Annotated in this window: 33 protein-coding genes; 15 read left to right on the top strand and 18 right to left on the bottom strand. The window is 58.7% G+C overall.

Features of this window, described 5'->3' with window-relative positions; translation table 11 throughout:
- Positions 1 to 189: 189 nt before the first annotated feature.
- Complete coding sequence (locus GOW56_RS17805; RefSeq protein ID WP_152459401.1) at positions 190 to 1,095, top strand: LysR family transcriptional regulator; 906 nt, start codon at positions 190 to 192, stop codon at positions 1,093 to 1,095.
- Positions 1,096 to 1,147: 52 nt separating this feature from the next.
- Here the strand turns inward: GOW56_RS17805 and GOW56_RS17800 are convergent, their stop codons facing one another.
- Positions 1,148 to 2,065, bottom strand: coding sequence for a hydrogen peroxide-inducible genes activator (locus GOW56_RS17800; protein WP_152459402.1), 918 nt, complete (start codon positions 2,063 to 2,065; stop codon positions 1,148 to 1,150).
- Between the two features lie 98 nt (positions 2,066 to 2,163).
- Between GOW56_RS17800 and GOW56_RS17795 the strand changes: the two genes are divergently transcribed.
- Positions 2,164 to 3,126, top strand: a complete 963-nt coding sequence (locus GOW56_RS17795; RefSeq protein ID WP_171117141.1) for a sodium-dependent bicarbonate transport family permease — start codon at positions 2,164 to 2,166, stop codon at positions 3,124 to 3,126.
- On the opposite strand, the gene GOW56_RS17790 is transcribed toward GOW56_RS17795, so the two are convergent.
- From GOW56_RS17790 to GOW56_RS17775, 4 genes are read right to left on the bottom strand one after another with little or no spacing between them, the layout of a single operon-like run.
- On the bottom strand, positions 3,119 to 4,021 hold the full coding sequence (locus GOW56_RS17790) for an OmpA family protein (RefSeq protein WP_171206709.1): 903 nt from the start codon (positions 4,019 to 4,021) through the stop codon (positions 3,119 to 3,121). The genes GOW56_RS17795 and GOW56_RS17790 overlap by 8 nt on opposite strands.
- Positions 4,018 to 4,575, bottom strand: coding sequence for a peroxidase-related enzyme (locus GOW56_RS17785; RefSeq protein WP_152459932.1), 558 nt, complete (start codon positions 4,573 to 4,575; stop codon positions 4,018 to 4,020). The genes GOW56_RS17790 and GOW56_RS17785 overlap by 4 nt, the downstream gene beginning before the upstream one ends.
- 30 nt (positions 4,576 to 4,605) lie before the next feature.
- Positions 4,606 to 5,316, bottom strand: coding sequence for a GNAT family N-acetyltransferase (locus GOW56_RS17780; RefSeq protein WP_171206708.1), 711 nt, complete (start codon positions 5,314 to 5,316; stop codon positions 4,606 to 4,608).
- A complete protein-coding gene (locus GOW56_RS17775) occupies positions 5,313 to 6,035 on the bottom strand; it encodes a molybdopterin-binding protein (RefSeq protein WP_171206707.1) in 723 nt (240 codons plus the stop codon). Before GOW56_RS17775 ends, GOW56_RS17780 begins: the two co-directional genes overlap by 4 nt.
- A 50-nt stretch (positions 6,036 to 6,085) precedes the next feature.
- Between GOW56_RS17775 and sfsA the strand changes: the two genes are divergently transcribed.
- Entirely contained in the window at positions 6,086 to 6,793 is a 708-nt protein-coding gene (gene sfsA, locus GOW56_RS17770) for a DNA/RNA nuclease SfsA (RefSeq protein WP_171206706.1), read from the top strand.
- Between the two features lies 1 nt (position 6,794).
- Here sfsA and GOW56_RS17765 read toward each other — a convergent pair whose 3' ends face one another.
- Entirely contained in the window at positions 6,795 to 7,190 is a 396-nt protein-coding gene (locus GOW56_RS17765) for a RidA family protein (RefSeq protein WP_253283520.1), read from the bottom strand.
- Between the two features lie 269 nt (positions 7,191 to 7,459).
- Between GOW56_RS17765 and map the strand changes: the two genes are divergently transcribed.
- A complete protein-coding gene (map, locus tag GOW56_RS17760) occupies positions 7,460 to 8,272 on the top strand; it encodes a type I methionyl aminopeptidase (RefSeq protein WP_171206705.1) in 813 nt (270 codons plus the stop codon).
- Here the strand turns inward: map and GOW56_RS17755 are convergent.
- The 4 genes from GOW56_RS17755 to GOW56_RS17740 form a co-directional block, all read right to left on the bottom strand.
- Entirely contained in the window at positions 8,260 to 8,439 is a 180-nt protein-coding gene (locus GOW56_RS17755; protein WP_171206704.1) for a hypothetical protein, read from the bottom strand. The genes map and GOW56_RS17755 overlap by 13 nt on opposite strands.
- A gap of 25 nt (positions 8,440 to 8,464) precedes the next feature.
- Positions 8,465 to 9,100, bottom strand: a complete 636-nt coding sequence (locus tag GOW56_RS17750; protein ID WP_171117131.1) for an HAD family phosphatase — start codon at positions 9,098 to 9,100, stop codon at positions 8,465 to 8,467.
- An 89-nt stretch (positions 9,101 to 9,189) separates the two neighbouring features.
- On the bottom strand, positions 9,190 to 9,747 hold the full coding sequence (rsmD, locus tag GOW56_RS17745) for a 16S rRNA (guanine(966)-N(2))-methyltransferase RsmD (RefSeq protein ID WP_171206703.1): 558 nt from the start codon (positions 9,745 to 9,747) through the stop codon (positions 9,190 to 9,192).
- A complete protein-coding gene (locus GOW56_RS17740) occupies positions 9,744 to 10,955 on the bottom strand; it encodes an NAD(P)/FAD-dependent oxidoreductase (RefSeq protein WP_171206702.1) in 1,212 nt (403 codons plus the stop codon). Before GOW56_RS17740 ends, rsmD begins: the two co-directional genes overlap by 4 nt.
- Before the next feature lie 99 nt (positions 10,956 to 11,054).
- Between GOW56_RS17740 and GOW56_RS17735 the strand changes: the two genes are divergently transcribed.
- The 4 genes from GOW56_RS17735 to GOW56_RS17720 all read left to right on the top strand — a co-directional run bounded on the left by GOW56_RS17735 (position 11,055) and on the right by GOW56_RS17720 (position 12,577).
- A complete protein-coding gene (locus GOW56_RS17735; protein ID WP_152459413.1) occupies positions 11,055 to 11,540 on the top strand; it encodes a peroxiredoxin in 486 nt (161 codons plus the stop codon).
- A 102-nt stretch (positions 11,541 to 11,642) separates the two neighbouring features.
- Positions 11,643 to 11,888 carry a glycine zipper 2TM domain-containing protein gene (locus tag GOW56_RS17730; protein WP_152459414.1) on the top strand — a complete coding sequence of 82 codons (246 nt, stop codon included), beginning with the start codon at positions 11,643 to 11,645 and terminating at the stop codon, positions 11,886 to 11,888.
- A gap of 11 nt (positions 11,889 to 11,899) precedes the next feature.
- Positions 11,900 to 12,247 (top strand): hypothetical protein, encoded by a 348-nt coding sequence (locus GOW56_RS17725; protein WP_171206701.1) that lies wholly within the window; start codon positions 11,900 to 11,902, stop codon positions 12,245 to 12,247.
- A gap of 21 nt (positions 12,248 to 12,268) precedes the next feature.
- Positions 12,269 to 12,577, top strand: a complete 309-nt coding sequence (locus GOW56_RS17720) for a hypothetical protein (RefSeq protein ID WP_171172040.1) — start codon at positions 12,269 to 12,271, stop codon at positions 12,575 to 12,577.
- On the opposite strand, the gene GOW56_RS17715 is transcribed toward GOW56_RS17720, so the two are convergent.
- Genes GOW56_RS17715 through GOW56_RS17700 form a run of 4 tightly spaced genes read right to left on the bottom strand, consistent with a single transcriptional unit; the run spans position 12,574 to position 15,316 of the window.
- Positions 12,574 to 12,867 carry a 4a-hydroxytetrahydrobiopterin dehydratase gene (locus tag GOW56_RS17715; RefSeq protein WP_152459417.1) on the bottom strand — a complete coding sequence of 98 codons (294 nt, stop codon included), beginning with the start codon at positions 12,865 to 12,867 and terminating at the stop codon, positions 12,574 to 12,576. The two genes, GOW56_RS17720 and GOW56_RS17715, sit on opposite strands and share 4 nt — an antisense overlap.
- Positions 12,864 to 14,051, bottom strand: coding sequence for a GNAT family N-acetyltransferase (locus tag GOW56_RS17710; protein WP_171117122.1), 1,188 nt, complete (start codon positions 14,049 to 14,051; stop codon positions 12,864 to 12,866). Before GOW56_RS17710 ends, GOW56_RS17715 begins: the two co-directional genes overlap by 4 nt.
- A 45-nt stretch (positions 14,052 to 14,096) precedes the next feature.
- Positions 14,097 to 14,864 carry a glycerophosphodiester phosphodiesterase family protein gene (locus GOW56_RS17705; RefSeq protein WP_171206700.1) on the bottom strand — a complete coding sequence of 256 codons (768 nt, stop codon included), beginning with the start codon at positions 14,862 to 14,864 and terminating at the stop codon, positions 14,097 to 14,099.
- A complete protein-coding gene (locus GOW56_RS17700) occupies positions 14,861 to 15,316 on the bottom strand; it encodes a RidA family protein (protein ID WP_171172046.1) in 456 nt (151 codons plus the stop codon). Before GOW56_RS17700 ends, GOW56_RS17705 begins: the two co-directional genes overlap by 4 nt.
- A gap of 345 nt (positions 15,317 to 15,661) precedes the next feature.
- On the opposite strand from GOW56_RS17700, the gene GOW56_RS17695 reads away from it, so the two are divergent.
- On the top strand, positions 15,662 to 16,432 hold the full coding sequence (locus GOW56_RS17695; RefSeq protein WP_171117280.1) for a VacJ family lipoprotein: 771 nt from the start codon (positions 15,662 to 15,664) through the stop codon (positions 16,430 to 16,432).
- Positions 16,422 to 17,021: a phospholipid-binding protein MlaC gene (locus tag GOW56_RS17690; protein WP_171117117.1), complete on the top strand. Its 600-nt coding sequence runs from the start codon at positions 16,422 to 16,424 to the stop codon at positions 17,019 to 17,021. The genes GOW56_RS17695 and GOW56_RS17690 overlap by 11 nt, the downstream gene beginning before the upstream one ends.
- A gap of 103 nt (positions 17,022 to 17,124) precedes the next feature.
- Here the strand turns inward: GOW56_RS17690 and fliP are convergent, their stop codons facing one another.
- Genes fliP through fliF form a run of 4 tightly spaced genes read right to left on the bottom strand, consistent with a single transcriptional unit; the run spans position 17,125 to position 20,312 of the window.
- Positions 17,125 to 17,853: a flagellar type III secretion system pore protein FliP gene (fliP, locus tag GOW56_RS17685; protein ID WP_171117115.1), complete on the bottom strand. Its 729-nt coding sequence runs from the start codon at positions 17,851 to 17,853 to the stop codon at positions 17,125 to 17,127.
- Positions 17,853 to 18,140, bottom strand: coding sequence for a FliM/FliN family flagellar motor C-terminal domain-containing protein (locus tag GOW56_RS17680; RefSeq protein ID WP_152459423.1), 288 nt, complete (start codon positions 18,138 to 18,140; stop codon positions 17,853 to 17,855). The genes fliP and GOW56_RS17680 overlap by 1 nt, the downstream gene beginning before the upstream one ends.
- A complete protein-coding gene (locus tag GOW56_RS17675; protein WP_171206699.1) occupies positions 18,133 to 18,729 on the bottom strand; it encodes an ABC transporter ATP-binding protein in 597 nt (198 codons plus the stop codon). The genes GOW56_RS17680 and GOW56_RS17675 overlap by 8 nt, the downstream gene beginning before the upstream one ends.
- Positions 18,729 to 20,312, bottom strand: a complete 1,584-nt coding sequence (fliF, locus tag GOW56_RS17670) for a flagellar basal-body MS-ring/collar protein FliF (RefSeq protein ID WP_171206698.1) — start codon at positions 20,310 to 20,312, stop codon at positions 18,729 to 18,731. Before fliF ends, GOW56_RS17675 begins: the two co-directional genes overlap by 1 nt.
- Before the next feature lie 119 nt (positions 20,313 to 20,431).
- On the opposite strand from fliF, the gene fliL reads away from it, so the two are divergent.
- Genes fliL through GOW56_RS17645 form a run of 5 tightly spaced genes read left to right on the top strand, consistent with a single transcriptional unit; the run spans position 20,432 to position 25,045 of the window.
- A complete protein-coding gene (gene fliL / locus GOW56_RS17665; protein WP_171206697.1) occupies positions 20,432 to 20,929 on the top strand; it encodes a flagellar basal body-associated protein FliL in 498 nt (165 codons plus the stop codon).
- Between the two features lie 9 nt (positions 20,930 to 20,938).
- On the top strand, positions 20,939 to 21,415 hold the full coding sequence (locus GOW56_RS17660; RefSeq protein ID WP_171117105.1) for a hypothetical protein: 477 nt from the start codon (positions 20,939 to 20,941) through the stop codon (positions 21,413 to 21,415).
- The gene (locus tag GOW56_RS17655; RefSeq protein WP_171172053.1) at positions 21,412 to 21,996 is read left to right on the top strand and encodes a MotE family protein; all 585 of its coding nucleotides are present in this window, start codon (positions 21,412 to 21,414) and stop codon (positions 21,994 to 21,996) included. The genes GOW56_RS17660 and GOW56_RS17655 overlap by 4 nt, the downstream gene beginning before the upstream one ends.
- Before the next feature lie 47 nt (positions 21,997 to 22,043).
- Positions 22,044 to 22,913, top strand: coding sequence for a flagellar motor stator protein MotA (gene motA / locus GOW56_RS17650; protein ID WP_152459429.1), 870 nt, complete (start codon positions 22,044 to 22,046; stop codon positions 22,911 to 22,913).
- A complete protein-coding gene (locus GOW56_RS17645; RefSeq protein WP_171206696.1) occupies positions 22,910 to 25,045 on the top strand; it encodes a hypothetical protein in 2,136 nt (711 codons plus the stop codon). Before motA ends, GOW56_RS17645 begins: the two co-directional genes overlap by 4 nt.
- Positions 25,046 to 25,307: the final 262 nt, after the last annotated feature.

Below are 25,307 nucleotides of genomic sequence, written 5' to 3'. Positions count from 1 at the left end.
GAGATCTTAGCGCGATTGTCTGAAAAACACAGCATCACAATGCCTGAGGCGAGTTTGGAAACCACTGTTTCTACGTTTCCCATACGCAAACGATCCGATTCAAATCCCTGATATTATCCCATGTCTGCCCCGTTTCCGCCCAGATTCAGCGCCATAGTCAGGACGGAAATCAAGATCTGGGGAACGAGTATGGACCGACTGACCGAAATGGAAGCCTTCGCCAATGTGGTGGACCAGGGTGGCTTCACCGATGCGGCCAAAAAGATGGGCATCTCCAAATCAGCTGTGTCCAAACACGTATCAAGCCTTGAGGCGCGCCTGGGAGCGCGGCTGTTGAACCGAACCACGCGCCGGGTTTCACCAACGGAAATCGGGCTGGCCTATTATGACCGCGCGCGGCGCGTGTTGAATGATGCCGGAGAAGCGGATTCACTGGTCACGTCAATGCAATCGGCCCCGTCTGGTCTTTTGCGCATCAGCGTTGCCACGGATTTCGGCGTCAATCACCTGTCACCTGTTCTGTCCGAGTTCCTTGCAGCCTACCCCGACATCACTGTGAACATGGTTTTGAACAACCGCTATGTCGAGCTGATTTCCGAAGGATTTGACGTGGCCGTGCGTATTGGTGAGCTGGAAGACAGTACACTGCGCGCCCGCAAACTGACCGAGACGGTCAAACGCATGGTCGCCGCGCCCAGTTATGTCGAAAGGTTCGGCCGGCCGCAGAAGATCGATGATCTGAACGAACACAAGCTGCTGCATTATTCCAGCCAATCCTCGGGCAATGTCTGGAAACTGACCGCGCCATCCGGCGAAAAACGTCAGGTTCGTACCGCCGGGTGGTTGAGTGTCAATGATGGCCAATCCCTGTTGAACGCAGCGGTTTCCGGCCTGGGTATCGCATATCTGCCCAGCTATCTTTACGCTGAAGCCCTAAAGGCCGGGCTGGTTGTCGATGCAATGCCGTCCCTGCCTGACGAAGTTCAAGGCGTTTACGCTGTCTACCCGCCGGGCCGCTTTACGCAACCCAAAGTGCGGGCCTTCATCGATTTCCTCGTTGATTCCTTCCACGGGAAGGGTCCGATGGACTGGTAATTTCTCCCTGAAGACCAACCTTTGGCCCGCATGTAAAAGTGCGGGCCTTTTTTTACGGGTCGATTACTGACAGTCCCATGGACCGGGCGGAAGTGCGCAAGCTGTCCGTCAGCACATTCTGACCCGGCGGTGGGGTTTCGGAACTGCGTGCCAACAGGGCGATATCGCGATTTGCATTGGCGATGGACAGCGGTCGCAAGCGCACCTCGTCGCGGTAGATCCCCTGTCTGCGAGCATAAAGATCAGGCAGTACCGCAACACCAACACCCGAAGCCGCCATCAGAACAATGGAATCAAGCGTCGTGCCTTCATACTCATCCGAAACAACCCCACCGCATTCCGCCGCCAATGCATAGACGATGCGCGACAGGCGGTGGCTTTGATCCAGGGTGAGGAAGATCCGGTTCTGAAGATCGGTGGCACTGACACCCTGCAAATCCCGCGCCAGAACGTCATCAACGGCAACCGCGACCCAAAGAGGTTCGTTGAACAACCGGTGTTGCACGGTATTCGGATGGTCTTCGGGCGTGGACAATATCAGATCAAAGCGACCGGATTTCAGACCCTGTTCCAGATCCAGTGTGTTTTCCTCGCGCACCACAATGCGCAATCCGGGGCGAATCCGGTGCACCTGTTTGATGGCTTGCGGCAACAGATAAGGCCCGATCGAAGGCAAAACCCCCAGTCGCAATCGTCCTCCGACGGGCATATCGTTCGACATGGCGTGGCGCAGGTCCTTGACCTCTGCCAGGATCTTCTGTGCGCGCAAGATGAACTCTTCTCCCTTCGCCGTCACCTGGATACCACCACGGTTACGCTCAAAGATCCGAACGCCAAGCTCTTGTTCTACAGTCGCAATTTGCGTCGACAGGCTGGGCTGGCTGACATTCAGCACCTCGGCTGCCAAACTGAATCGCCCAAGGCGACTGACCGTAACGATGTATTCCAACTGTCGTAATGTCGGGCGCATTACATAGCCTAAAACTATTTATAACTTAGAAAGATAGTATTTGGCGAAATCAGTTTTGCAAGGCACCTAACCCGAAAACGAGGGATCAGGAGTCAATTATGCCCGGAGTGATCGAGACACTGTCCAGCAACCTGCTGGTGCCGACCATACTGTTTTTTGCCCTTGGGCTTCTGGCGGCCTTTGTACGCAGTGACCTGTCCATTCCGGCGGGCGCGGCCAAGTTCATGTCGCTTTACCTGCTGCTGGCCATCGGGTTCAAAGGCGGTGCCAGTCTTGCCGCGCATGGCATTCACCTGCAACTTTTCCTGACGCTGCTGGGCGGTGTCGCCTTGTCCTTTGCCATCCCCTTCGTGGCCTTTGGCCTGCTCAGGGTGATGACACGGCTGGATGCGCTGAACGCGGCGGCCGTGGCAGGGCACTATGGTTCGATCTCGATCGTAACCTTTGTTACAGCCACCAGCCTGCTGGATCTGGTGGGGCTTACCCATGACGGATTCATGGTGGCCGTTGCGGCTGCGATGGAGGTGCCTGCAATCCTGTCGGCGCTTTGGTTGGCGCACAAGACCGGAAGCAATGGCGTCAAGGATGACAAGCTGTGGCGCGATCTGCTGGCCAACGGCTCGATCGTTCTGCTTACGGGTGCCTTCCTGATCGGAGCCATCACCGGTGGTGAAGGCATGCAGATGATCGCGCCCTTCATCGTGACGCCATTCACCGGAATTCTGTGCCTGTTTCTGCTGGATATGGGCTTGTCGGCAGGGCGCAGCTTGATCAGCAACCGAGACAAGCTGTCGGTTGGCCTGTTCGCCTTTGGTGTTTTGATGCCCCTGATCGGCGCATTTATGGCCTGGGCGGTAGGTGCCTTGATCGGCCTGCCACAGGGCAGCTTGTTCCTGTTCATGGTGCTGTCAGCCTCGGCTTCGTATATCGCGGTTCCCGCCGCGATGAAGATCGCCCTTCCAAAGGCCGAGGCCGGGATCTATCTGACCTTGTCGCTGGGGGTGTCGTTTCCGTTCAACATCACCGTCGGATTGCCGCTGTACCTGTGGTGGGTCAGTTGACCAGCAATACGGCTTCGACCCGACGGTTGAGATCGCGCCCTTCCGGAGTTGCATTCGATGTGAGCGGAGACAGATAGCCAACACCCTGCGCTTCGATCCGGTCGGGTGCCACGCCATGCGCATCGATCAGGCGGGTTCGCACCGCCTCGGCCCGGCTTTTGCTGACCGCAATATTTGCCTGTAAGGCACCGGTATCGTCAGTGTGCCCCACCAACGCCAGGCGTGTGTTCGGGTTGGCGGTCAAGTATCCGGCCAGCAAGGTTAGCGAGTCAAACGGCCCTTCGCCCAGGGCAACCTCGCCCGTCGGAAAATGCAGGTCATCCAAGATCACGTGGCCCGTTGTCGCCAAGGCCTCCAACACCCCGACCGAGCCTTCCACGGCTTGCTCTACCACCACAGGGTCCGGGTCCGGCGCGTCCTGGGGTGTGACCCGGATCATCTGCACATAGCCATCCGGCGGGTTGCGGCTGACCAGCAGGCTAAGGGCAACCGGCCCCTTGGTGGCCGACAAAAACCGGTAATCCTGAATGGCGACATACATGTCCGGGGTTGGCACGACTTCGGTGCCAAAGCGAAAGTCGAAACCACCGCAAACCCGCGCGTCGCATTCGAACAGGATCTTGTAGCCCTGCGCCTCGATCTGATCCCGCAACGGTGCCAGCAGCTGCAATGTCGTGCTCGACCCCGCCTGAAGCCGCCACGTATAGCGCTCCACCCGCCCTTCGCGCGTTTCTGCGGGAACCGAGCCATTTGCATAAGACCCCGTCGGCAGGTCATAGCTGTCCAGTGGCGATGTTCGGTCGCTGATCTGTCGGGCACTGGCCGGCAGGGTCAGGTCCTGCGCGGCAACAGGTCCTGTCATTAGCAGGGCAACAAGGGCGGCGGCGCGGATCATCGAAACTGTGCGTGATATTCTTCGTTGGGCACCATCGCCGTCGCGCTGGCGACCCGGTTTGACATGTTGAAAAACCCGGCGACATTGGCGATGTCCCAGATGTCGCGGTCGGAAAAGCCTGCATCGCGCAGGCGCTGGCGGTCGGGCTCTTCAATCTCGGCGCTGGCGGTAGTCATCTTTGCGGCAAAGTCCAGCATCGCCCGTTGACGCGGCTCCAGCGGGGCGACGCGATAGTTCATCACCAGCATTTCGCCCAGTTGCGGATTGCCCGAAAGCTGACGCACAGCCGCCCCATGGGCGACCAGACAGTAGAAGCATTTGTTGATCGACGAGACGACGACCGCGATCATCTCGCGTTCCAGTTTGGTCAGCCCGCTGTCAGCCAGCATCAGGTCGTTATACATCGCGGTGAAGGCGTTCAGCTTGTCGATATCGAATGCGTTGGCTTTCAGCACATTCGGCACCATGCCCAGTTTTTCGACACAGATATCAAAGTATTTCTGCGTTTCCGGCGGCAGCGGATCGACCATGGGCAGGTTCAGCGCGGTAGGCATGTCTTTCTGTGTCACGGCGGCCTCTTCGGTTCAGACAAGATGACGGTAATGGTATTCGCCCGCGATCTCCATCCCGAGGGCACGATAAAGACCGTTGGCGCCCTCATTGGCCTTGGTGCAGATCACGCTGAGGTTCTGCGCACCGTGATCACGCGCCCAGAATGCCGCCGCGCGCATGGTCCAGTGGCCCAATCCCTGACGACGGTGTTCGGGCAACACTTCCAGCGCGTGGACCATCGCAGTGTCTGCATGCATCGCCACAAAAGCCACGCCGCTGGGTTTGTCGTTGTGACGCAGCAAAAATCCTGTCTTGGGGCCCTTGGCACGTTCCATCACCGCGATCCGCTCGGGTCCGATCCCGCCCGAGGCCCAGATTTCGCGCATGATCTCAAGCGGTTCCCAGATTGAAAACACCATGACCGGTGGGATCGGCTGATCGATCAGCCGAGAGACGGGGCAGACATATATGTTGACCGGGTCAAGAATGTCGTATCCCCGCTGGGCCAGCATTGCATCCAGGGCTTCATCCCCGGGCCGCAGGCAGAAGATGCGGTTTTGCCCCATGGCCAGCATCGCGGCCTCGGCGGCGTCGATATCGTCTTCATTGGCCGGGCCCAATGCACTGGCCGCAGACACGCGCGACCCTCCGCCCTGCCCCTCACGCAGCAGAAACGGGCCAAGCCGCTGATAGCGTGCGGCGGGCCATGTTCCGTCGACTATTTCCGCCCAGTTATCGCTCAAAGCTCAAGCTCTTTCGCCAGGCGAGTGGTGGCCGCGTCGATCCGGCCTCCGTCGGTGCCGCGCACAACCACATTGGCCCCGAAGGCACCGTTGATCTGAAACGGATAGCACCCGATGGACAGGTCGCTGAAATCTTCGGCCAAGGCCGCCAGGGTTGCGGCGATATCACCTTCTCCGCGGTCCACACGCAGAGTTTGCGACAGCAAAGGGCGGCCTCCGGTCAATGTTGGCAAAACGCTCGCCACCATCGCTTGGAAAACCGACGGCACACCTGCCATGACATGCACATTTGCAAGCGTGAACCCGGGCGCCGTCGAAACCGGATTTTCGATCAGCGTCGCACCGTCCGGAATACGCGCCATGCGCAGGCGGGCGGCATTCAGTTCCAGCCCGGATTTGTCGTAATGAGACTGCAACAGCGCGCGCGCATCATCGCGCACATCAATGGGTGTATCGAAAGCGCGGGCAATGCAATCGGCCGTGATATCATCATGGGTCGGGCCGATGCCGCCGCTGGTGAAGACATTGTCATAAGCGTCGGACAGCGCTTTGACGGCCGCTTCGATGGCAGGGGCGTCATCGCTGACAATGCGGACCTCTTTCAGGTCGATGCCGTGTTTGGTCAGTTCCTGCGCCAGAAAATGCATATTCGCATCGCGGGTGCGACCCGACAGGATTTCATCCCCGATCACCAGCATCGCTGCGGTTGGATTGGCCATGGCACTGTCCCCTCTTGATCGTCCTCAGGGGCAGGTATAGGCCCTGAACCATGCGATTTGAAACCCCTCTTGTCCCCGCCCGGCTGATCCGCCGCTACAAACGCTTTCTGGCCGATTGCAGGCTTGAGGACGGGAGTGAGGTAACGGCCCATTGCGCCAATCCGGGGTCGATGATGGGGCTGGCCGAGCCCGGCGAAAAGATCTGGCTGGAACCCAACGACGATCCGAAGAAAAAGCTGAAATTCGGATGGCGGCTGGTGGACCACGAGAACGGGCATTTTACCGGGGTCGATACCTCGGTCCCGAACCGGGCGCTGCGCACTGCTTTGGAAGCCGGTGAGATTCCCGAACTGGCCGCCTATGACACCGTCCGGCCCGAGGTGAAATACGGCGACAACAGCCGCATCGACTTCCTGCTGACGGGGCCGGGCCTGCCGGATGCCTATGTCGAGGTGAAAAGCGTGACACTGTCACGCCAGCCCGGACTGGCCGAGTTTCCCGACAGCGTCACAGCCCGTGGCACCAAGCATCTGGGCGAGTTGGCCGCGATGGCCGCGCAAGGGCACCGGGCGATCATGCTGTATCTGGTTCAGCGAACCGATTGCGACCGGTTTGCTTTGGCGGCCGATATTGATCCGGCCTATGCGGCGGCGTTTGAGGCGGCGCAGGCGCAAGGGGTGGAACGGATCGTTTGCGGGACGCGGATAACGCCGTCGGGGGTTTGGGTGCAGACTGAAATGAGGATTTTGGCCGGCTGAGTCAGTCCGCAACGACAGCATCAACCTCAATCTCGACCAGCCACTCGGGATTCACAAATCGTTCGATGGCCATGATAGTATCTACAGGGCGAGCATCGAGACAATACAGCTTTCGGGCTTCGATCGCCTGTTTCCAGTTTTCGATTTCGGTCAGGATGACACGCGTTCTGACAATATCGTGCAGCCCTGACCCGGCACGCTCAAGCGCATCTTTGATGATTTCGAAACATTGTCTGGTTTGCAGATAGACATCACCGACACCCACAGTGTTGCCCTCAGCATCGACTGGTGCGGTTCCCCCGACCGCGATGAAGTTCCCGACCCGAACCGCTCGGCTGAACCCAACGATGCTTTCCATGGGGTTTCCGTTAGAGATCAATTCTCGTTTCTGTGACATGCATCCGGTTCCCTGATTTTCTCAAGAAAAAGTGCAATCATTAGATACTGATCCGCCTGCCGTGAAAAGTGTCCAAGCCAGTAGCCGTACGGATTGCGGTCGAGGCGGTGGGGTCCGAGATGCTGCAATGCAGCCCCTGCTCTTGAATCCTGAGCCAACGGAACCAAGTTTCCCGCATGGTTTACGCAGTCTGAACGCGCACCCTCTGGTACTTTCTGCACAAGCAGCGTAAAAAGAATGCTGCGCGCAACATTTGGAGCTTAGCGTCGATGAAAGAGCATCGTGGCCGCCTGACCAAGGATGGCATTCGCATCTATGAACAAGGTGACTTTGCCGGGATGCACGCGGCAGGGGCGCTGGCTGCGCGGATTCTGGATGATATTGCAGAACATGTGTTTCCCGGTCAAACCACCGGCGCACTTGACGGATTGATCACGCAGATGGTCGAAGACGCCGGTGCGACCTCGGCCACCATCGGTTATAAAGGCTATCAGCACGCCAGCTGCATAAGCGTGAACCACGTGGTCTGCCACGGTATTCCCGGTGAGAAAAAGCTGAAGGACGGCGATATTCTGAATATCGACGTCACCGTCATCGTCGATGGCTGGTTTGGCGACACCTCACGCATGTATGTGGCGGGCAAGCTGCCGCGCAAGGCGGAACGGCTGATCCAGGTGACCCATGACGCACTGTTCAAGGGCATCGAGATGGTCAAGCCGGGCAATACCTTTGGCGACATCGGCCATGCCATCCAGTCCTTTGTCGAAGCACATCGGATGAGCGTCGTGCGTGATTTCTGCGGTCATGGTCTGGGTCGTGTGTTTCACGCGCCACCGAACGTGTTGCACTATGGTCGCCCGGGCACCGGTGCCGTGCTGGAAGAGGGTATGTTCTTTACCATCGAACCCATGGTCAATCTGGGTCGTCCCGAAACCAAGACTCTGGCCGATGACTGGACAGCCGTGACCCGCGACAAATCGCTGTCGGCACAGTTCGAACATTCGGTGGGCGTCACCTCGGATGGGGTCGATATCTTTACCCTGTCACCCGCTGGCAAATTTCACCCGACTTATTCGTCCTGATCAGCGGCCTGCTCACGTAGAAGTTTCAGCAGCATCGTTTCGTCCGCCCACGGCGTGACCGCGTCGTGGATGAAGACCGGCGCGCGCATGGGTTTGCGCTCGGGGCCAGTTGAGGCTTCGGTGTCACTGGAAAAGGTCCAGGCAAAAGGTGTCAGGGTGCGGTCCATGCGGGCACATTAACACAACCGCGAGTCAAAGTCCCAACACCCCATGCGCCTGTGACATGTCCGTGATCACCTCGGCCCCCAGATCCGCCAGCTTTTCGCCGCCGCCATGAGGCGCATAAGCAAGGCAACGCATGCCGGCGCGGATCGCCGCCGTGACACCGCTGTGACTGTCTTCGATCACCACCGGAGCCGTCGCGCCAAAATGCTCGGCGGCCAGGCGGAACATCTTTGGGTCCGGCTTTCCGGTGCCAAGCACATGGGCCGAGAACATCACGTCTTTGAAACGGTCCCAAAGCCCGTTCTGACCCAGAGTGATCTTCATCTTGTCCGGGCTGCCATTCGACGCGACGCAACAGGGGATACCCTTTTGATCCAGCCCCGCAAGCAGGTCTGCGATACCGGGGACCAATGGCACACCTGCGCGCAGGCGGTCATAGGTTTCGGCATAGATCTGATCTATCCAGTCTTCGGGCAGAACGGCACCCATCGCGCGGGCCTTGTCCCGCACCCCCACCATGGTTCCGCCCACGAACAAGGACATGCATTCACGCAGTGCCAGATGCAGGCCATGATGCGCCAGATTGTCCACCAGCACCTGGTTCGAGATCACCTCGCTGTCCACCAGAACGCCGTCGCAATCGAAAATGACAAGATCGTGCATATGGGATTCCTGCTGTGCCTCGCGCTCGGCCTATCCAAGCTGTCCCGTCATTGCAAACACAGGCCGCCGGCCAAACCGCGCGGATCGTCTCAGCCTGGCACACCTTTCCACATCAAGGAAATATGCGTGTCGCCATATTTGCGACTGTCTTGCAATGTGAACCCGGCCGGCGCCTGCATCGGGGCGTTTTCTTCCCAAACCAACAATGCATCATCCGCGATCCAGCCATTGGCCAAGGCGGCGACGGCCTTCTGCCCCATGGATTTCCCGTAAGGCGGGTCCAGAAAAACCAGATCGTATGGCGCGCCGGGGTTGTCGCCCAACCGGGTCGCATCGCGGCAGACCAAGTCGGTACGGTCGGCGCTGCGGGTCAGGTCGATATTCTTGCGTATCAACCCCTGAGCCACCCGCCCGTCATCGACGAAGGTGACATGCGACGCCCCCCGCGACAGCGCCTCGAGCCCCAGCGCACCGGTTCCCGCGAACAGATCCAGCACCCGCAAACCGTCAAAATCGATCTGGTGGTTGAGTACATTGAACAGGCTTTCCCGCACGCGGTCGGTGGTGGGGCGCAGATGCGCGCCCGCATCACCCTTGCCGACCGAGGCGAGGGCGCGGCCCCGGAATTCTCCGGCTATGATCCTCACGCCTTGAGCAGCGGTTTTAGGTCCGCGTTCGGGTCTGCCACGACTTCGGGATCAGCGGTTTTGCCCATTTCGATCAATCGCTTGCCGACCATGTATGCCCGCGGGTCATTCATCGCGTCCACAGCAATCAGCCTGTCGCCTTTGTAATACCAGAAGGAGACGGTCTGACCCTCGCCCTTGCGGGTCACCACGCGGTCATATCCGGTGTTCAGGCCCGCGATCTGAAGCTTGACGTCGTACTGGTCCGACCAGAACCATGGGGTCGCCACATAATCCTGGGCCGCACCCAGCATGTTCTGCGCCACGATTTCGGCCTGGTCGATGGCGTTGGGGACGCTTTCCAGACGGATACGCCCTTCGCCATGGGGGAAAGAGGCGCAATCGCCGGCCGCCCAGATCGACGGATCAGACGTGCGACCATGGGCATCGGTTTTGATGCCGTTATCCAGTTCGAGCCCTGCCATCTCGGCCAGTTGGGTAGAGGGGGTGATGCCCACACCGACCACGACGAAATCAACGTCCAGCGTCGTGCCGTCCGTCAACACGGCCCCCACAACCCTGCCATTTTCGCCGATCAGACGATCCAGCCCGACACCTTCGCGGACGTCGGCACCGTATTCGCTGTGCAGCGCGCGGAAATACGCGCTGGTTTCTGGCGCAGCGACCCGTTGCAGGATGCGGTCGGCCATCTCGACCAAGGTGACCTTGACGCCGCGTTTCGCGCAGACGGCGGCGGCCTCGAGCCCGATGTAACCGCCGCCCACGATCAACGCGCGGGCGCCTTCGGTCACTTTGGGTTCCATCTCATCAATATGGGCCAGGTCGCGCACCACGTGCACGCCGTCCAGATCGCCTCCGATGGCGGCAGGCAGGCGGCGCGGATCTGACCCGGTGGTCAACGCCAGTTCGTCATACGGGATGACTTCGTCCCCAACAGTGACCGTTTTGGCCTTGGGGTCGATGCCGGTCACGCGCTGGCCAAGCCGCAGAGTGATGTTGTTTTCGGCATAGAAGCTTTCGGGTCGCAGGAACAGGCGCTCCAGCTCCATCTCTCCAAGAAGATAGGCCTTGGACAAAGGCGGGCGCTGATACGGCAGATGCGGCTCGGCCCCGATCAGAGTAATCTCTCCGTCGAACCCGTCCTTGCGCAGCCGCGCCACCAAGGACGCTCCTGCCTGACCCGCGCCAATCACGACAATATGGCTCATGCTTTGCCCACCCTGCAGTTTTCCCGTGGTCTCTCTGATTTGACCACCTATATTGCGGCTTAGCCCAATTCTGCAAATCCAAACGACAGGAGCTGAAAAATGATTTCAACAGGAGACACTCTGCCCGAAGCCACACTGATCCAGATGGGGGCCGACGGGCCGGAGGAAGTTCGGATTTCAGACAAGACCAAAGGGCGCAAGGTTGTCATCTTCGCTGTGCCCGGCGCCTATACCGGCACATGCACCACCGCACATGTGCCAAGCTTCATTCGCACCAAAAAGCAGTTCGACGACAAGGGCGTGGACGAGATCATGTGCCTGTCGGTCAACGACCCGTTCGTCATGCAGGCCTGGGGTGAATCCACCGGCGCGACCGCGGCCGGACTGACCATGGTTTCAGACGCGGCCTCAGAATTCACCAAAGCCATCGGCATGGATTTCGACGCCCCGCCCGTTGGCCTGTTCGCGCGCTCGAAACGGTATGCGATGCTGGTCGAGGACGGCAAGATCACGGCCCTGAACCTGGAAGAAAACCCCGGTGCCTGCGGGATCTCGGCGGGTGAAGGCCTGCTGGAGGTGATCTGAATTTGGCCGGCCCCGGTCTGTCCGGGGCCGCGTGAACCCAATTTAACTTGAAGCACTGCCTCAATGCGCGAATACTCGTCGCACAAAATTGGGGAGATTTTTATGAAACTTAAGGTATTTTCATCCATCCTGACCGGCGCAGCGCTTTTGGCAGCCTGCGGTCCGGCCCCAACCCCGCAACAGCAAGCCGCACGACAGCACGAGATTGCCTGCCTCAGCGGCACATTGGGCGGCGCCTTGATCGGCGGTGCAATCGGCAACCAGTTCGGCGGCGGATCGGGCAAGACGATCCTGACCGCAGCCGGCGCTGCCGCCGGTGGCATTGAAGGCCAAAGATTTGCATGCTGAGGAGATTGGACATGAAACGGGCGATTTTTGTATTCACAGCTGCATTCCTGGCCTCGGCGACCAATGCCGAAACCTTGGCCGAGCTGCATGAAAAAGAATTGAATGCCATCGACGCAAACAATGACGGGTTCCTGTCCAAAGACGAGTTCGACGCTTTTTCGGACTATGCGTTTCAGGCCATGGACGAAGACAAGAACGGCACACTGGGTCAGGCCGAGGCCAAGCCGTTTCTGGACATAAAGCAGTTCCAGAATGTTGACCGCAACAAGGACAGCTTTATCTCAAGATCTGAATATGATGCACAGATGAATGAAGATTTCGGCGCGGCAGATCAGAATGGTAATGGTCAACTGGACTAAGCCCGCTTGAAGGAGCTTGCTATGAAGAAATGGATCGGAATGGGTGCTTTGGCACTGGCCGCGGCCTGTGACGTTCCGCAAGCTCCCGTGGTGACGGGGCCTGACGGACAGGCCCGCATCCAGATCAATCCGTCTGGCTTGACCTGCTATGAAAACCGGTGTCTGGATATCAACCCAGCGGCGCGCAGCGTGCGCCAGATCGGGAACAAGACCACTGGTATCCCAAGGTCCATCGATGTCAGCGATGGCACCGTCACACCTGCGGAATTCAAGCAGATGGGCACGGCTGCGTCGCTTGCCGGTGGCCAGGGGTCAGGCAACGACCGCTAGCACAGACTGTCCATCTTTCGGGCCAGTTTGGCGTCCAGTGACGACAGGCCGCCTACGTCATGGGTGGACAGGACCACCTCGACCGTGCGGTAGACGTTGGACCATTCTGGATGATGGTTCCATTTCTCGGCCCAGATCGCCACTTGCGTCATCCAGCCAAATGCGTGCACGAAGTTGTCGAAAATGAAGGTCTTGGTGATCGCGTCGCGGCCTTCGACCATGGTCCAGCCGTTTTTGAACAGCGGATCCAGCAGCGGGCCACGGGTCTCGGCGGACAAAAGTTCAGTCATTGCTGTTCCTCCGGGTTCGATTTCCTGAACGGGCCGTAATCCGTCAGAATCTCGATCTCTTCTCCCACTGCGCGGCCTTCGGCGTCCAGATATTTTTTGACGGCATCGGCAAAACCCGGATCGCCGACCCAGTGCAAGCTATGCGTGCGCGTCGGCAAATAGCCCCGCGCCAGCTTGTGTTCGCCCTGAGCGCCCGCTTCCACCCGGGCCAGACCGTGGGCAATGGCAAAGTCTATCGCCCTATAGTAGCACAGTTCGAAATGCAGGCAGGCATGATGTTCGATGCAGCCCCAATACCGCCCAAAAAGCGTTTCGCGGCCTATGAAGTTCAGCGCACCCGCAATGGCATGACCATCCCGTTCAGCCAAAAACAGGGCCATGTCATTCGCCATCGTCTCTTGTGCGATGTCAAAAAACCGGCGCGTCAGATAGGGTGAGCCCCATTTTCGCGCCCCGGTGTCCTGATAGAACCGCCAAAACGCATCCCAATGTTCCGGGCGCAGGTCATCGCCCGTCAATGTGCGGATTTCACCGCCAAAGCCATTGGCCTGCGCCCGTTCCTTGCGGATGTTCTTGCGCTTGCGTGAGGACAAGGCCGCAAGGAAGTCATCGAATTCGGCGTAGCCATCATTCAGCCAGTGAAACTGTTGCGAGCTGCGAAGCATTAGCCCCATCTGCTCACCGGCCAATGCCTCGGCTTCTGTACAGAAGGTCACGTGAACCGAAGAAACCTGATTGTCGGCCGCCAGTTGAACGGCACCCTGCACCAAAGCCGACATTCCGATCCTGTCATAGCCCGGGCGCACCAGAAACCGCCGCCCGGTGGCGGGTGTGAACGGCACCGCAATTTGCAGCTTGGGATAATACCGCCCGCCTGCGCTTTCATAGGCATGGGCCCAGCTGTGGTCAAAGATGTATTCGCCCTGGCTGTGCGATTTGGCATACATCGGGGCCGCTGCGATCAGGATCCCGTCAAGAAAGGCCGTCAGGTATTGCGGCTGCCAACCCGTACCGCGCCCGACCGAGCCGCTTTCTTCAAGCGCCAGCAAAAAGCGATGCGTGGTGAAGGGATCAAGGGGCCGCCCACCATCGGCGGCCTCGGGGCAGGCGCAGGCATCCCACTCGGCCGCTGAAATCCGCGACAGAGACCCAATGACCTGAACTTCGATTTGGGCCTGATCCATGTTTCCTCCGCACCAGCCCTTTATCTGTGACCGAAGCGGCAAGGTTCAAGCTGAATGCGCAGCCAGATACCCTTCGAAGGTCACATTGTCGGCAACCATGCGGGCCTCTGCCTCTTGTTCGGGCGTTCGGACGGTCCAGCACAGGATCGGCACGCCCTGCGCCTTCAGTTCGGCCACACGCGGGCGGGAAAGATCTTCCGCCTCGTGGCTGATGAAACCGGCCCCGACACGTTCAAAATCAGGAATGTCGCGCAGGGTGTCGCAGACGTCTTGCGGCAGAAGCTCGACACTGGGCTCATAGGCGCAAGTCGTGATGCCGCGCGGCAGGTGCGGGGCCAGCCGCGCCAGTTCCGCAACCGAGTTTGGATTGAAGGACATCAGGGCCACCGGGCCGTCATAGCCCTGCAATGCGCGCACGGTGTCGTGCTCGAGGGCACCGATATTCATACCCATAATGCCGTCCTGATCCTTCAGCTCGATTAGAAGCGGCACCCGGCCTGCGACCATATCCAGCACTTCATCCAGCGTTGGAATGCCGTCATCACCATACAGAAGGGTCAATTCGGACGCCGCCGCCGCCGACACCTGCCGGATCGGCCCGGGCTGGCCGGTCAGACGCCCCATGTCGTAATCATGGAATACGACGGCACGATCATCAGATGTCAGCTGAAGGTCGATCTCGATCCCGTATCCGGCATCAATGGCGGCACGAATGGCCGCCCGGCTGTTTTCCGGGCGGTTGTTCGAGACGTCATGCAGCGCCCGATGAGCAATCGGGGCCTGCAAAAACGCAACTGGCAGGGGCGGTATCATTCGATCTCGAAAATGCCTTCGATCTCGACCGCCACGCCCAAAGGCAGCGACGCAGCACTTACGGCAGAACGCGAGTGGCGACCGGCGTCGCCCAGCGCTTCGACCAGGAAGTCGGATGCACCGTTGATCACTTGCGGCTGCGCAGTGAAATCTGCGGTCGAGTTCACGAAACCGGTCAGCTTGATGACACGCACCAGTTTGTCGATATCTCCGCCACAGGCCGCCTTGACCTGTGCCAGCAGATTGATCGCGCAGACCCGCGCCGCTGCGGCTCCGGCTTCGACATCCATGTCATCGCCCAGCTTGCCGGTGATCAACTCATCCGTTTTCGATATCTGGCCGGAGACGTACACGATATTGCCCACACGTACATACGGCACATAATTTGCCGCTGGAGCGGGTGCGTCGCCCAGCGTGACACCGAGGCTTTCCAATTTTGCAGCGATGCTCATTGAAAGGGTCCTTCCCTGATTGACTCTGCCGGACGCTAACCGGGAAGCACAGCCGTGGAAAGACGGAATGCGGCAAATTCCGGCTTGCATGCGATCTGAGCATATCTTTACTTATTATGACTTGCAGATGCTCAATTGCTTTACCCGGACCTGACGGACAGGTTACACGCTAGGTGTTTCATTTGAGACCTGAAACGACTATGTGACAAGAACTTGTGCCATACCGGCGAGTAAGTATTGGTGAATTGTGATTGTTTGCCCGACAGAACGTATGCCGGGCATTTGGGAGAAGCAAAGATCGTGTCGAGCAGATTTCGCCTGAAACACCTGGTTGTCCTGTCGCTCATGGCCATTCTGTCCGCCTGTGCAACGACACCGCCCGAGGGCGCCTCACGCAGCGACGTGTTTGACCCTTACGAAAACACGAACCGGGGAATTCACAAGTTCAATCTGGGCGTTGACCGGTTTCTGTTTCGACCTGCGTCGAAAGGGTACGTGAAGATCGTTCCTGATCCCATGGTCACCAGTTTCAGCACATTCGCCGAAAACATCTCGCTGCCCGGACAAGCGGTCGACTACCTGCTTCAGGGCAACCCGAAACAGATGGGCAATGCGCTGCTGCGCTTTGTGATCAACATGACCGTGGGCGGCTTTGGCCTGTCCGCGCCCGCAGATGAGCTGAACCTGCCGCCCGTCGATACTGATTTCGGTGAGACCCTGCATGTCTGGGGGGTCGGTGAAGGGGCTTATGTTGAACTGCCTTTCTATGGCCCGTCGACCCAAAGGGATGCCATCGGGGTCGTGATCAACCTGTTCTCGAATCCGATCAATTTTACCCCGGTCCGGCCCGCTGACAATCTGGGCGTCTATGCCGAAGTCGTTCGCCGCATGGGCGATCGTGGGCGGTTCTCGGATACCGTGGACTCGATTCTGTATGAAAGCGCAGACAGTTACGCGCAGGCCCGCCTGATCTATCTGCAAAACCGCCGCTTCGAACTGGCAAGAGATGACGAAGACGCTTATCTGGATTTGTATTCCGACCCCTATGCCGAAACCGGTACAGACCCGGTCAGGGACCCCTATTTAGACCCATACGAGGACCCCTATGCTGAATAACGAGTTGAACCGCCGTAGCTTTGTCGCAGCTGGTCTGGCCTTGGCGGTCCTGCCCAAATCCGCATTTGCCCAGACCGAGGCATCAGCCAAGGCACTGGTCAACAGTGTGGTCAACGACATCAACAGGGTTATCGCATCGGGCAAGTCAGAGAATGCGATGCTGCGTGATTTCGAGAAGATCTTTGTGCAATATGCCGACGTCCCGATCATGGCGCGTTATGCCCTCGGTGCCGATGCCCGCACGGCCACCCCATCCCAGTTGAAGCAATTCACCAAGGCGTTTCAGGGCTATATTTCCCGCAAATATGGTCGCCGCTTCCGCGAGTTCATTGGCGGTGAGGTCAACGTGCGCAATGCCCGCAAGATCAAGGCCGGATATGAAGTACGCACAATGGTCAAGCTGCGCGGCTCGGCGCCGTTTGATGTAACGTTCCTCGTTTCGGACAAGTCTGGGCGTGAAAAATTCTACAACATGTTCATCGAAGGCGTTAATTTGTTGCTGACCGAACGCACCGAAATCGGCGCGATGCTGGATGCCCGCAAAGGCAACCTGGACCAGTTGATCAAGGACCTGAAAAATACGGGTTGATCCGTTTCACTTGCGGCCACGCATTGAATTACGCCTTTGACAACAGTGGGGCAGAGGCGCCTGACCGCCTGTTTTTTCAGCGCGCCGCGGCTACATGTCGAGCTCACGGCATGTAACTGCGCACCAATGCGCCCGCAATCAGAGCCCACCCGTCGGCAATCACAAAAAACGCCAGCTTGAATGGCAAGGATACGATGGCCGGAGGCACCATCATCATGCCCATCGACATCAATACAGCAGCCACGACAAGATCGATGATCAGAAATGGCAGGAAAATCAGAAACCCGATCTGAAACGCCCGTGCGATTTCCGACAGCATGAAGGACGGCATCAAGACCGACAATGGCGCTTGTGCGGACAACTCCATAGCCTCACCACCGGGGCGCAAAGCCGCCATGGCATAGAACGTGTCCGCATCCAGTCGGGCCGCCATGAAGGCCCGGAACGGCTCCAACGCGCGCTCCAGCGCTGGTTCCACTTCCATCGTCTCTTCCATCATCGGTCGTATCCCTGTCGCCCACGCTTCTGAAAACACCGGGTCCATGATGAAATAGGTCAGGAACAACGCCAGGCTGACCAACAGCATATTGGGCGGAGATTGTTGCAGGCCAATCCCTTGCCGCAGGATCGACAGAACGGTGATCAGGAAGGGAAAGCAGGTGATCATGATCGCCAGCCCCGGAGCGATGCTCAGTACTGTGATCAGCAGAATCAGCTGGATCGTCCGGGCGGAAATCGACCCGCCCTCGCCCAAGGACAAGGTCAAATCCTGGGCAGCGGCCAGTGAGGGCGTCAACACGGCCACCAAAGCCAGGCAGATTACATAGCGCATCAACCGATTCCGTTGTGCAAATCCGCAATCTCGGTCAAGCGCACTGCAAGCTGCCCTGCCTGATCGCCTTCCATTTCTTCCAACAGCCCGCGCGCCACCAACTGATCCCCAACATAGAGGTCAACCGGGTCTTCGATCCGTTTGTCCAGAGTCAGCACGGCATTCTCTCCCATGTTCAACAGGTCCTTGATCAATGGGCGCGCACGACCAACGGAAACGGTCACTTCAATCGGGACCGAGTCGAAGGGGTTGGGTTTTTCAGATTTCGGGATCTGGGTGTCATTCATTGGACAAAGCCTCTCTTGTCTCAAAGACATAAGCGTCAAAGGTCTGTTCGATGGCGGCGAGCAAAGCGGTGCAATCAACCTCACGTCGGCTCGTGCCGACCTGAAGGCGGGCCTGACCCGGCTCCAGTTCAGAGTGTTCGATCACCTGAGGAGTGGAATGCAGATCTTGCGGCAACAGCGCTGCGACACTCTCGGCACAACCCGGCGGCACCAAAATCTGCATCGGCTGCTCTATCCGCGAACGCGCCATTTTACAGAGTTGCTCCACGATGCGGGCTGCAAGGCCGCGCTCGGCCATCTCAGGCAGTACGGTCTGAACCAGGCTGGTGAACATGGGCTCCAACGACAGGGTCATGCGGGCGATGGCTTCGTGATAGGTGAAAGACATATCCTCAAGCGACCTTGCCAATTCAGCCGAAATCTGGCCGCGGCTTTGCTCCTGCGCCCGCGAGGCATCTTCCCAACCAGCCCCATACCCGTCTTCGAAGGCAGCGAGTCGTTGTTCTTCCAGCGTGTCCTCATTCAAGATCAGAACAGGCCCCGTACCGGTCTGGGTGGTGAAATCCTCAAGAAGATGGGCAATCGACATCACACCCGCTCCTCACCTTCTTCAAGCCAACTGCGCAGGATCTCGACAGTTTCTTCCTGCTTTTCACCGATCATGGCGCGCAGCCGGTCGACAGGATCCTCCGTGGCGTTCGAGCCGAGAGCCGGAACACCACGCTCTGCCGGCAGGGTCGAGAGCTCTGCCGGTTCCTCCGGAGCGATTTCACCTGTCAGTGCCAGGGTATCCGAATCCGCCCCTCCTGCCGCCGCCAGCAGCGCCGGTGTCGGTGTTGCATTCGTCAGGATCGGGCGGATCACGAACAGGGCCAGCACGAGCGAAACCAAAGCCAGCACAGCCATCTGTATCAAGGACATGACGTCCAGATGAATGTTCTGCCAGAGCGACGACGAAACCAGGGTGCCCTGTGGTTCGACCGACGGCAGATCCATGGATTTCAGTGTGATAACGTCCCCGCGCGCCGCATCGTACCCGACTGCCGACGCCACGAGCTCTTCCAGAGCGGCCAGCTCTTCCTGGGGCAAGGGCGTGAAGACTTCGGCACCAGAGGCGTCCACTGATCTTTTCCCATTGACCAGAACTGCAACCGTCAGGCGCTTGATCGCGCCGGGAGCCTTATGAACTTCCAACTCAGTCTCGGAGACTTCGTAGTTCACCCGCTCACGAGTCTGGGTAGCCGTCGAGTTCGATTCGTCCCCGCCCGCCGCATCGCCATCCGGCAGGTTCGACGCCACGGTGACATCCGATGACTGGTTTCGGGCGCTGTCCGAACGTTCTTCGACATCCGTGCTGATCGCCACGCGGCCTTTGGGGTCAAAGCGCCGCTCGCGAATGGATTCCGTCTTGGTTTCGGTGTCCACACTGACCTCGACCACGGCATTGCCTGTACCGACACGCGCCTCGACCAGACGCAGAACACGTTCCCGCAACTGGCGCGACTTGTCGTCCGCAGTGTCCGCAGGCGCTGCGGTATCCTGCCCGCCAATCACGGCCCCGTGCGAATCAACCACCGTAACGTTCTCGGGCGTCAGGCCGCTGACGGCCGAGGCAACAAGGAACCGGATGGCCTTGGCCTGATCCCCGGTAATTTCGGTCCCGGATGGCACGAGGTAAACCGAAGCCGTTGGCGACACGCTGCGCTGAAACGGGTTTGCCGTCCCGTTGGCAATATGGACGCGCGCCTGACTTATATGCGGGCTTCCGACAATCGTCCGCGCCAGTTCACCCTCTTTCGCGCGCCAATAGGCAGCATCGAACATCTGAGAGGTGGTGCCAAACCCGCTTAGCGAATCAAGCAGTTCGTACCCTTTGTTGCCGTTTGCGGGCAGGCCTTCGCTGGCCAGGGTCATTCGCAGCTCGTCGCGCTGCGCGCCGGATACGTAGATCGATCCGCCCCGGATTTCATATGTGACGCCGCGCTGGTCCAGCGCGCGTACTATTTCCCCGGCGGCACCGCTTTCCAGACCCGCATAAAGCAGCGTCATGGACGGAGCCGTCACGAGGCGCGACATGCCAAGGATTCCCAGAAACACCAGCGCAACCGCACCGGCGACGATGATTTGTTTACGCCTGTCCAAATTAGCCCAGACAGTTCCAATCTGCTGCACGCTCACCTCCGACTCGCCGGCATTCTGCCCGACGCACCCTCTGTTTGGACGATTGCTCTTAACAATCGGTTAGTCCCTGCGCGGTTATGACGGGGTCGGAACTGATGAATGAGGACGTCATGACCGACGCAACCGACGAACTGGCGGAACCCACCGGGAAAAAAGGGAAAAAGGGAATGCTGATCGGGATGCTTCTTGCCATCGCCGGCGCTGCGGGCGGGTATTTCCTGACGTCATCCGGATTGATTCCGCTGGGTGGCAAGGCCGCGGTTGAGGCCAGCAAGGACGAGGCGAAAGAGGAACCTGCCAAAGCGCTGGCGGATGTGGGGTTCATTGATCTGCCGCCGGTTGTTGTATCGGTGAATTCCGGCAATTCGCGACATTTGAAGTTCCACGCTCAGCTCGAAGTTAACGCGCCGTACATAGCTGATGTGAAAAAAATGCAGCCACGAATCATGGATGTCCTGAACGGATACCTGCGAGCCGTTGAATTGAAGGACCTGGAGGATTCGCTGGCATTGACGCGCATCCGAGGTCACCTGCTGCGACGCATTGGAATTGTTGTTGGCGAAGGGCGCGTTCGCGATGTGCTGGTGATGGAATTTGTACTGAATTAGGAGGCGGAATTGGAGCTGATTGCGGATATTTTGCTGGTCGCCGGTGCGTTGGGCGCGGGTCTTTATTGTTTTGTGCTGTCGCGCCGCCTCAGGCGGTTCACCGATCTTGAAAAAGGCGTCGGTGGCGCGGTGGCCGTGTTGTCGACCCAGGCAGAAGAGCTGAAGAAATCCCTGGACAGCGCGCGAAATGCCTCGGATCAATCGGGGGATCAGCTGAAGGCGCTGACGCAAAGGGCTGAGACCGTGGCTCAGCACCTGGAGCTGATGATGGCATCTCTGCATGATGTCATCCCCGAAGAAGAAACTGCCGCCCCGGAAACGGCAAAGCCTGTCCAAGACGAGCCCCAGCCTGAAGAGGAACAGGGCACCAAGCACGAGAAAGCAGCGGAACCGGCCGAAACTGGTGCGCGTGAAGAGCAACCCAAGGCGCCAGAGGGCCTGATGTTCTTCCGCCATGACCGCAAACAGAACGGGGCGCAGGCATGAGCCTTGCGCGCAACGCCAAACACGATACACGTCCGCGCGGCGGTGTGCTTGCTGTCATCTCATTGCTGATGATCGGCTCGGCAGCCATTCGCGTTGGCTTGGAGGCAGGACCCGCGCTCGCCAAACCGGCGACACCCGAAGCCGTGGAAAACAAGCCCGCCGCGTCCGAAACACGCGATGTTCAGGTTGTGCTAGCAGAACTTTTGCGCCGGGAGGAACGCGTCAAACAGCGAGAGGCTGAATTGCGCGATCAGGAAAAAGCACTGGAGATCGCAACCCAGGCCGTTGAAACGCGTCTGACGGCCCTGAAGGAAGCAGAAGATGCCCTGCGTGCCACGTTGGCGGTTGCGGACAAGGCGGCAGAGAACGATCTGGCGCGCCTGACGGATGTTTACCAGAACATGAAACCCAAGGACGCAGCCGCGTTGTTTGAAACTATGGACCCGACCTTTGCCGCAGGGTTCCTGTCCCGCATGCCGGCAGACGCAGCGGCTGGCGTACTGGCGGGCCTGAGCCCCGAAGCGGCCTATACGATCAGCGTTGTCATGGCCGGACGCAACGCCTCGGCCCCACAGGAGTAGTCGCCCGTGTTGCCCGGTATCGCACAGAACTCATCTGGAGATCTCAAATGATTGGAATTGTTGGAATTGTTGTCATCTTCGTAATGGTCTTCGGCGGCTATCTCGCGGCAGGTGGCAAGATGACCATCATCATGAAATCTCTTCCCTTCGAAATGATGATGATCGGTGGTGCCGCCGTAGGAGCCTTTCTGATCAGCAATGACATGGGCGGCGTGAAACATACGATCAAAGACATGGCCAAGGTTTTCAAGGGCCCGAAATGGAAGCCCGAAGACTATCGTGACCTTCTGTGCCTTCTGTTTTCGTTGATCCGCATTGCCCGCGCCAACCCTGTTGAGGTCGAGCAGCATATAGAAGACCCCGAAAACTCCAGCTTGTTTTCCGCATACCCCAAGATCCAATCAGACAAGGAGGCCGTCGACCTGATTTGTGACACCATGCGGTCGGCGGCGATGAATTATGACGATCCGCATCAGGTTGAAGAGGTTCTGGAGAAGCGCATGGAGGCGAATTTTCATCACGCCATGCACTCAAGCCATGCGCTTCAAACAGTAGCAGACGGCCTGCCCGCGCTGGGGATCGTTGCTGCGGTTCTGGGCGTGATCAAGACGATGGGATCAATCGATCAGCCGCCCGAAGTGCTGGGGAAGCTGATTGGGGGTGCCCTGGTAGGCACGTTCCTGGGCGTTTTTCTGGCCTATGGTCTGGTCGGCCCCTTCGCAGGCAAACTGAAAGCCGTGGTTGAAGAAGACAACCACTTTTATCAGCTGATCAAAGAAGTACTGGTGGCCAACCTGCACAACCACAATGCCGCCATGTGCATTGAAGTCGGACGCCAGAACACCCCAACCCATAACCGCCCGGGCTTTTCCGAGCTGGAAGACGCATTGAAAGAGCTCAAGCAGGCTGCGGCATGAAGCGCATCGGGTTTCTGATTGCGGTTTTGGTCATGGCTGCATCTGCCGTGACTGCACAGGACGTGGTGGTGCGATCCGGTGAGCATGACGGATTCACACGTCTGGTTTTCGACGTGCCACCGGACACCCGCTGGGTGCTGGCGCAACGGAAGAACGGCGCCAGCCTTACCATTGCCCTGGACGATGTCACATTCAAAACCAGCTCGGTTTTTGGGCGTTTGACCACGAACCGCCTGGCCTCATTGTCGCAGGAAAACCCCGGCAGCGCTTTGGAGCTGGAGTTCGGGTGCGACTGCGTGGCGTCGGCGTTTCTGTACAGAAACTCGATGATCGTACTGGACATCGCGCCAGGGGAATTGTTGCCGCCGCTTCTTGAGAATGTACCGCCACCCTTGATCGGAAAAACGGCCGAAGGCAAACCGCCATCGGTTGGGACAGGGTTGCATCTTCCGCTCCTCACCATGACTGAGCAGGGGATAAAAGACCAGCTGTCCACTCGTCTTCTGCAAGGGACCGATCGCAAGTTGCTGGATTTGAAGCTTGCTCCTGTCGGGCCACGCAATACCGCCCCGTCCGGTACAAGCGTTGTGCCGCCCCGATTGCGTTCGAACGTACGTCTGACCACGGTTCTGGACGATTTGCAGAATGTATTGAACGCAGAACTGCAACCAATTGACCACAGACCGGCCTGCATCTCGACTGCTGAGATGAATTTTGCGTCCTGGTCAGGGGACACGCCTTTTCTGGACCAGGTATCAGCTCTCCGCTCTGGGCTGTACAAAGAGTTTGACAAACTTGACGGCGAAAAGGCCATGAACCTGGCCAGGCTCTACGCCTCTTTCGGTTTCGGAGCCGAAGCGTTGAGTGTCTTTAGGCTTTTGGAGACGCCGCCAGAGGGCTTCGAACCCGTTGCGGCAATTGCGCGGGTTGTAGATAACCGGCCGCCGCTGCCCAGGAATCCATTCAACGACCTGCAACGATGTGACAGCGATGCCGCGCTTTGGGCTGTGTTGTCCGAAGGGGAACTGGCACCTGACGCAAACGTGGAAGCAATCGAAAACGCGTATTCAAGACTGCCAGATCATCTTCGCCGCCAGCTGGGGCCGCGGTTATCAGAATTACTGGTGAGCGCACAACAACTGGAGGCTGCCCGCAGAATCCTTCGTTCGGTTGACCGGATTGAACCGGAAACGATATCCAGTGTCGCTCAGGCCAAAGCCAGCGTTGCCAAGGCGGAAGGGGACAGTGACCGTGAAGAAGAGTTGTTGACCGAGGTTATAACCTCTACCGACGCCGCCACTGAATCTCCGCTGGCTTTGGCGCGCCTGGTGGAAAAACGTTGGTCTGAACGCAAAGCTGTTTCTTCTCAAGAGCTTGATCTGGCGGCATCTTATGCGGTCGAGTTCAGGCGATCGGAGCTGGGCCCGATGATGAACCGCACCTATGCGATCGCTCTGAGCCTGAGCCAGGAATTCGACCGTGCATTTGACGTGATCAAAGCGCAGCCACCCGGACCCGATAGTGACGGCGCGATCAATCGGCATCTGCAATTGCTTGCTGAAAGATCGGATGACGCAACCTTTCTACGCCAGACGATGGAGGTAATGCAGCCAGACATGACGGCAGTGCTGACAACCGATACTGCAATTGCATTGGCAAGCCGTCTTGCTGATCTGGGCTTTGCTCAGCAGACATTCGCGCTGGCGAACAAACCGGAAGATCAGTCTCGGCGCTCGGATCGGGCTCGGTTGCGGGCTCGGGCCGCTTTGCTGTCGGGGCGCCCTCATCAAGCCCTGCTGGAGCTGGCTGATGACAATTCCGCGGAGGCGATTGCCTTGCGCGCGCAGGCGATGGTTTCAACAGAAGATTTTGCAGCCGCCGGCGAAATGCTCCGAGATCTCGAACAAAACGAAGCGGCAAACCGGTACTTCTGGCTGGCCGGAGTATCGGATAAAAGGTTGGAACCTGCGGGCGGGAAATACGCGGCATTGAATCAAATGACCCAAGCCTTGTCTGACCTGCCGGAACGGTCGGCAGAAAAACCGCTGGCGGATGCGGAAAACCTGTTGAAGGACAGCCAGTCGGCCCGCCAGCGGATCGACGAGATGTTGAACGCAGTTGGGGTAAAATGACGTATATCGCGACTGTTCCGGCCGCACCCGGCAAAGTGAACGCCGGTCCCGGTATACCCTGCGATGCGTTTCAACCGCTGGCAGCGTTGGGAGCCCGGCGCCGTTGCTTCAAAGCGGGTCCAATCAGAACGCCCGATCAGGCGGGGATGCAAACATGGCTCCAACTTCTTTCAAGGATGTTGTGTTCCAGACATGACACAGAAAAACAGGCCGCCGAATTTCAGGCCACGTTCCCCAACCAAAAAGGTCACGACGGCTGACC

The organism is Ruegeria sp. HKCCA0235A, assembly GCF_013033235.1.
In the GTDB taxonomy this organism is placed as follows: Bacteria; Pseudomonadota; Alphaproteobacteria; order Rhodobacterales; family Rhodobacteraceae; genus Ruegeria.
This window is presented reverse-complemented; position numbering and strand designations above follow the sequence as displayed.

Bases quoted from the DNA above. Each gene is read 5' to 3' on its own strand.
- GOW56_RS17775 (WP_171206707.1), bottom strand. From the start codon at position 6,035: ATGGCCAATCCAACCGCAGCGATGCTGGTGATCGGGGATGAAATCCTG.
- GOW56_RS17655 (WP_171172053.1), top strand. From the start codon at position 21,412: ATGAGCCTTGCGCGCAACGCCAAACACGATACACGTCCGCGCGGCGGT.
- fliP (WP_171117115.1), bottom strand. From the start codon at position 17,853: ATGCGCTATGTAATCTGCCTGGCTTTGGTGGCCGTGTTGACGCCCTCA.
- GOW56_RS17705 (WP_171206700.1), bottom strand. From the start codon at position 14,864: ATGATACCGCCCCTGCCAGTTGCGTTTTTGCAGGCCCCGATTGCTCAT.
- GOW56_RS17720 (WP_171172040.1), top strand. From the start codon at position 12,269: ATGAAGAAATGGATCGGAATGGGTGCTTTGGCACTGGCCGCGGCCTGT.
- GOW56_RS17795 (WP_171117141.1), top strand. From the start codon at position 2,164: ATGCCCGGAGTGATCGAGACACTGTCCAGCAACCTGCTGGTGCCGACC.
- GOW56_RS17710 (WP_171117122.1), bottom strand. From the start codon at position 14,051: ATGGATCAGGCCCAAATCGAAGTTCAGGTCATTGGGTCTCTGTCGCGG.
- GOW56_RS17690 (WP_171117117.1), top strand. From the start codon at position 16,422: ATGCTGAATAACGAGTTGAACCGCCGTAGCTTTGTCGCAGCTGGTCTG.
- GOW56_RS17680 (WP_152459423.1), bottom strand. From the start codon at position 18,140: ATGAATGACACCCAGATCCCGAAATCTGAAAAACCCAACCCCTTCGAC.
- GOW56_RS17750 (WP_171117131.1), bottom strand. From the start codon at position 9,100: ATGCACGATCTTGTCATTTTCGATTGCGACGGCGTTCTGGTGGACAGC.
- sfsA (WP_171206706.1), top strand. From the start codon at position 6,086: ATGCGATTTGAAACCCCTCTTGTCCCCGCCCGGCTGATCCGCCGCTAC.
- GOW56_RS17730 (WP_152459414.1), top strand. From the start codon at position 11,643: ATGAAACTTAAGGTATTTTCATCCATCCTGACCGGCGCAGCGCTTTTG.
- GOW56_RS17675 (WP_171206699.1), bottom strand. From the start codon at position 18,729: ATGTCGATTGCCCATCTTCTTGAGGATTTCACCACCCAGACCGGTACG.
- map (WP_171206705.1), top strand. From the start codon at position 7,460: ATGAAAGAGCATCGTGGCCGCCTGACCAAGGATGGCATTCGCATCTAT.
- motA (WP_152459429.1), top strand. From the start codon at position 22,044: ATGATTGGAATTGTTGGAATTGTTGTCATCTTCGTAATGGTCTTCGGC.
- GOW56_RS17740 (WP_171206702.1), bottom strand. From the start codon at position 10,955: ATGAGCCATATTGTCGTGATTGGCGCGGGTCAGGCAGGAGCGTCCTTG.
- GOW56_RS17800 (WP_152459402.1), bottom strand. From the start codon at position 2,065: ATGCGCCCGACATTACGACAGTTGGAATACATCGTTACGGTCAGTCGC.
- GOW56_RS17735 (WP_152459413.1), top strand. From the start codon at position 11,055: ATGATTTCAACAGGAGACACTCTGCCCGAAGCCACACTGATCCAGATG.
- GOW56_RS17715 (WP_152459417.1), bottom strand. From the start codon at position 12,867: ATGACTGAACTTTTGTCCGCCGAGACCCGTGGCCCGCTGCTGGATCCG.
- GOW56_RS17700 (WP_171172046.1), bottom strand. From the start codon at position 15,316: ATGAGCATCGCTGCAAAATTGGAAAGCCTCGGTGTCACGCTGGGCGAC.
- GOW56_RS17725 (WP_171206701.1), top strand. From the start codon at position 11,900: ATGAAACGGGCGATTTTTGTATTCACAGCTGCATTCCTGGCCTCGGCG.
- GOW56_RS17790 (WP_171206709.1), bottom strand. From the start codon at position 4,021: ATGATCCGCGCCGCCGCCCTTGTTGCCCTGCTAATGACAGGACCTGTT.
- GOW56_RS17805 (WP_152459401.1), top strand. From the start codon at position 190: ATGGACCGACTGACCGAAATGGAAGCCTTCGCCAATGTGGTGGACCAG.
- GOW56_RS17695 (WP_171117280.1), top strand. From the start codon at position 15,662: ATGGCCATTCTGTCCGCCTGTGCAACGACACCGCCCGAGGGCGCCTCA.
- fliL (WP_171206697.1), top strand. From the start codon at position 20,432: ATGACCGACGCAACCGACGAACTGGCGGAACCCACCGGGAAAAAAGGG.
- GOW56_RS17755 (WP_171206704.1), bottom strand. From the start codon at position 8,439: ATGGACCGCACCCTGACACCTTTTGCCTGGACCTTTTCCAGTGACACC.
- GOW56_RS17785 (WP_152459932.1), bottom strand. From the start codon at position 4,575: ATGCCTACCGCGCTGAACCTGCCCATGGTCGATCCGCTGCCGCCGGAA.
- GOW56_RS17645 (WP_171206696.1), top strand. From the start codon at position 22,910: ATGAAGCGCATCGGGTTTCTGATTGCGGTTTTGGTCATGGCTGCATCT.
- GOW56_RS17765 (WP_253283520.1), bottom strand. From the start codon at position 7,190: ATGTCACAGAAACGAGAATTGATCTCTAACGGAAACCCCATGGAAAGC.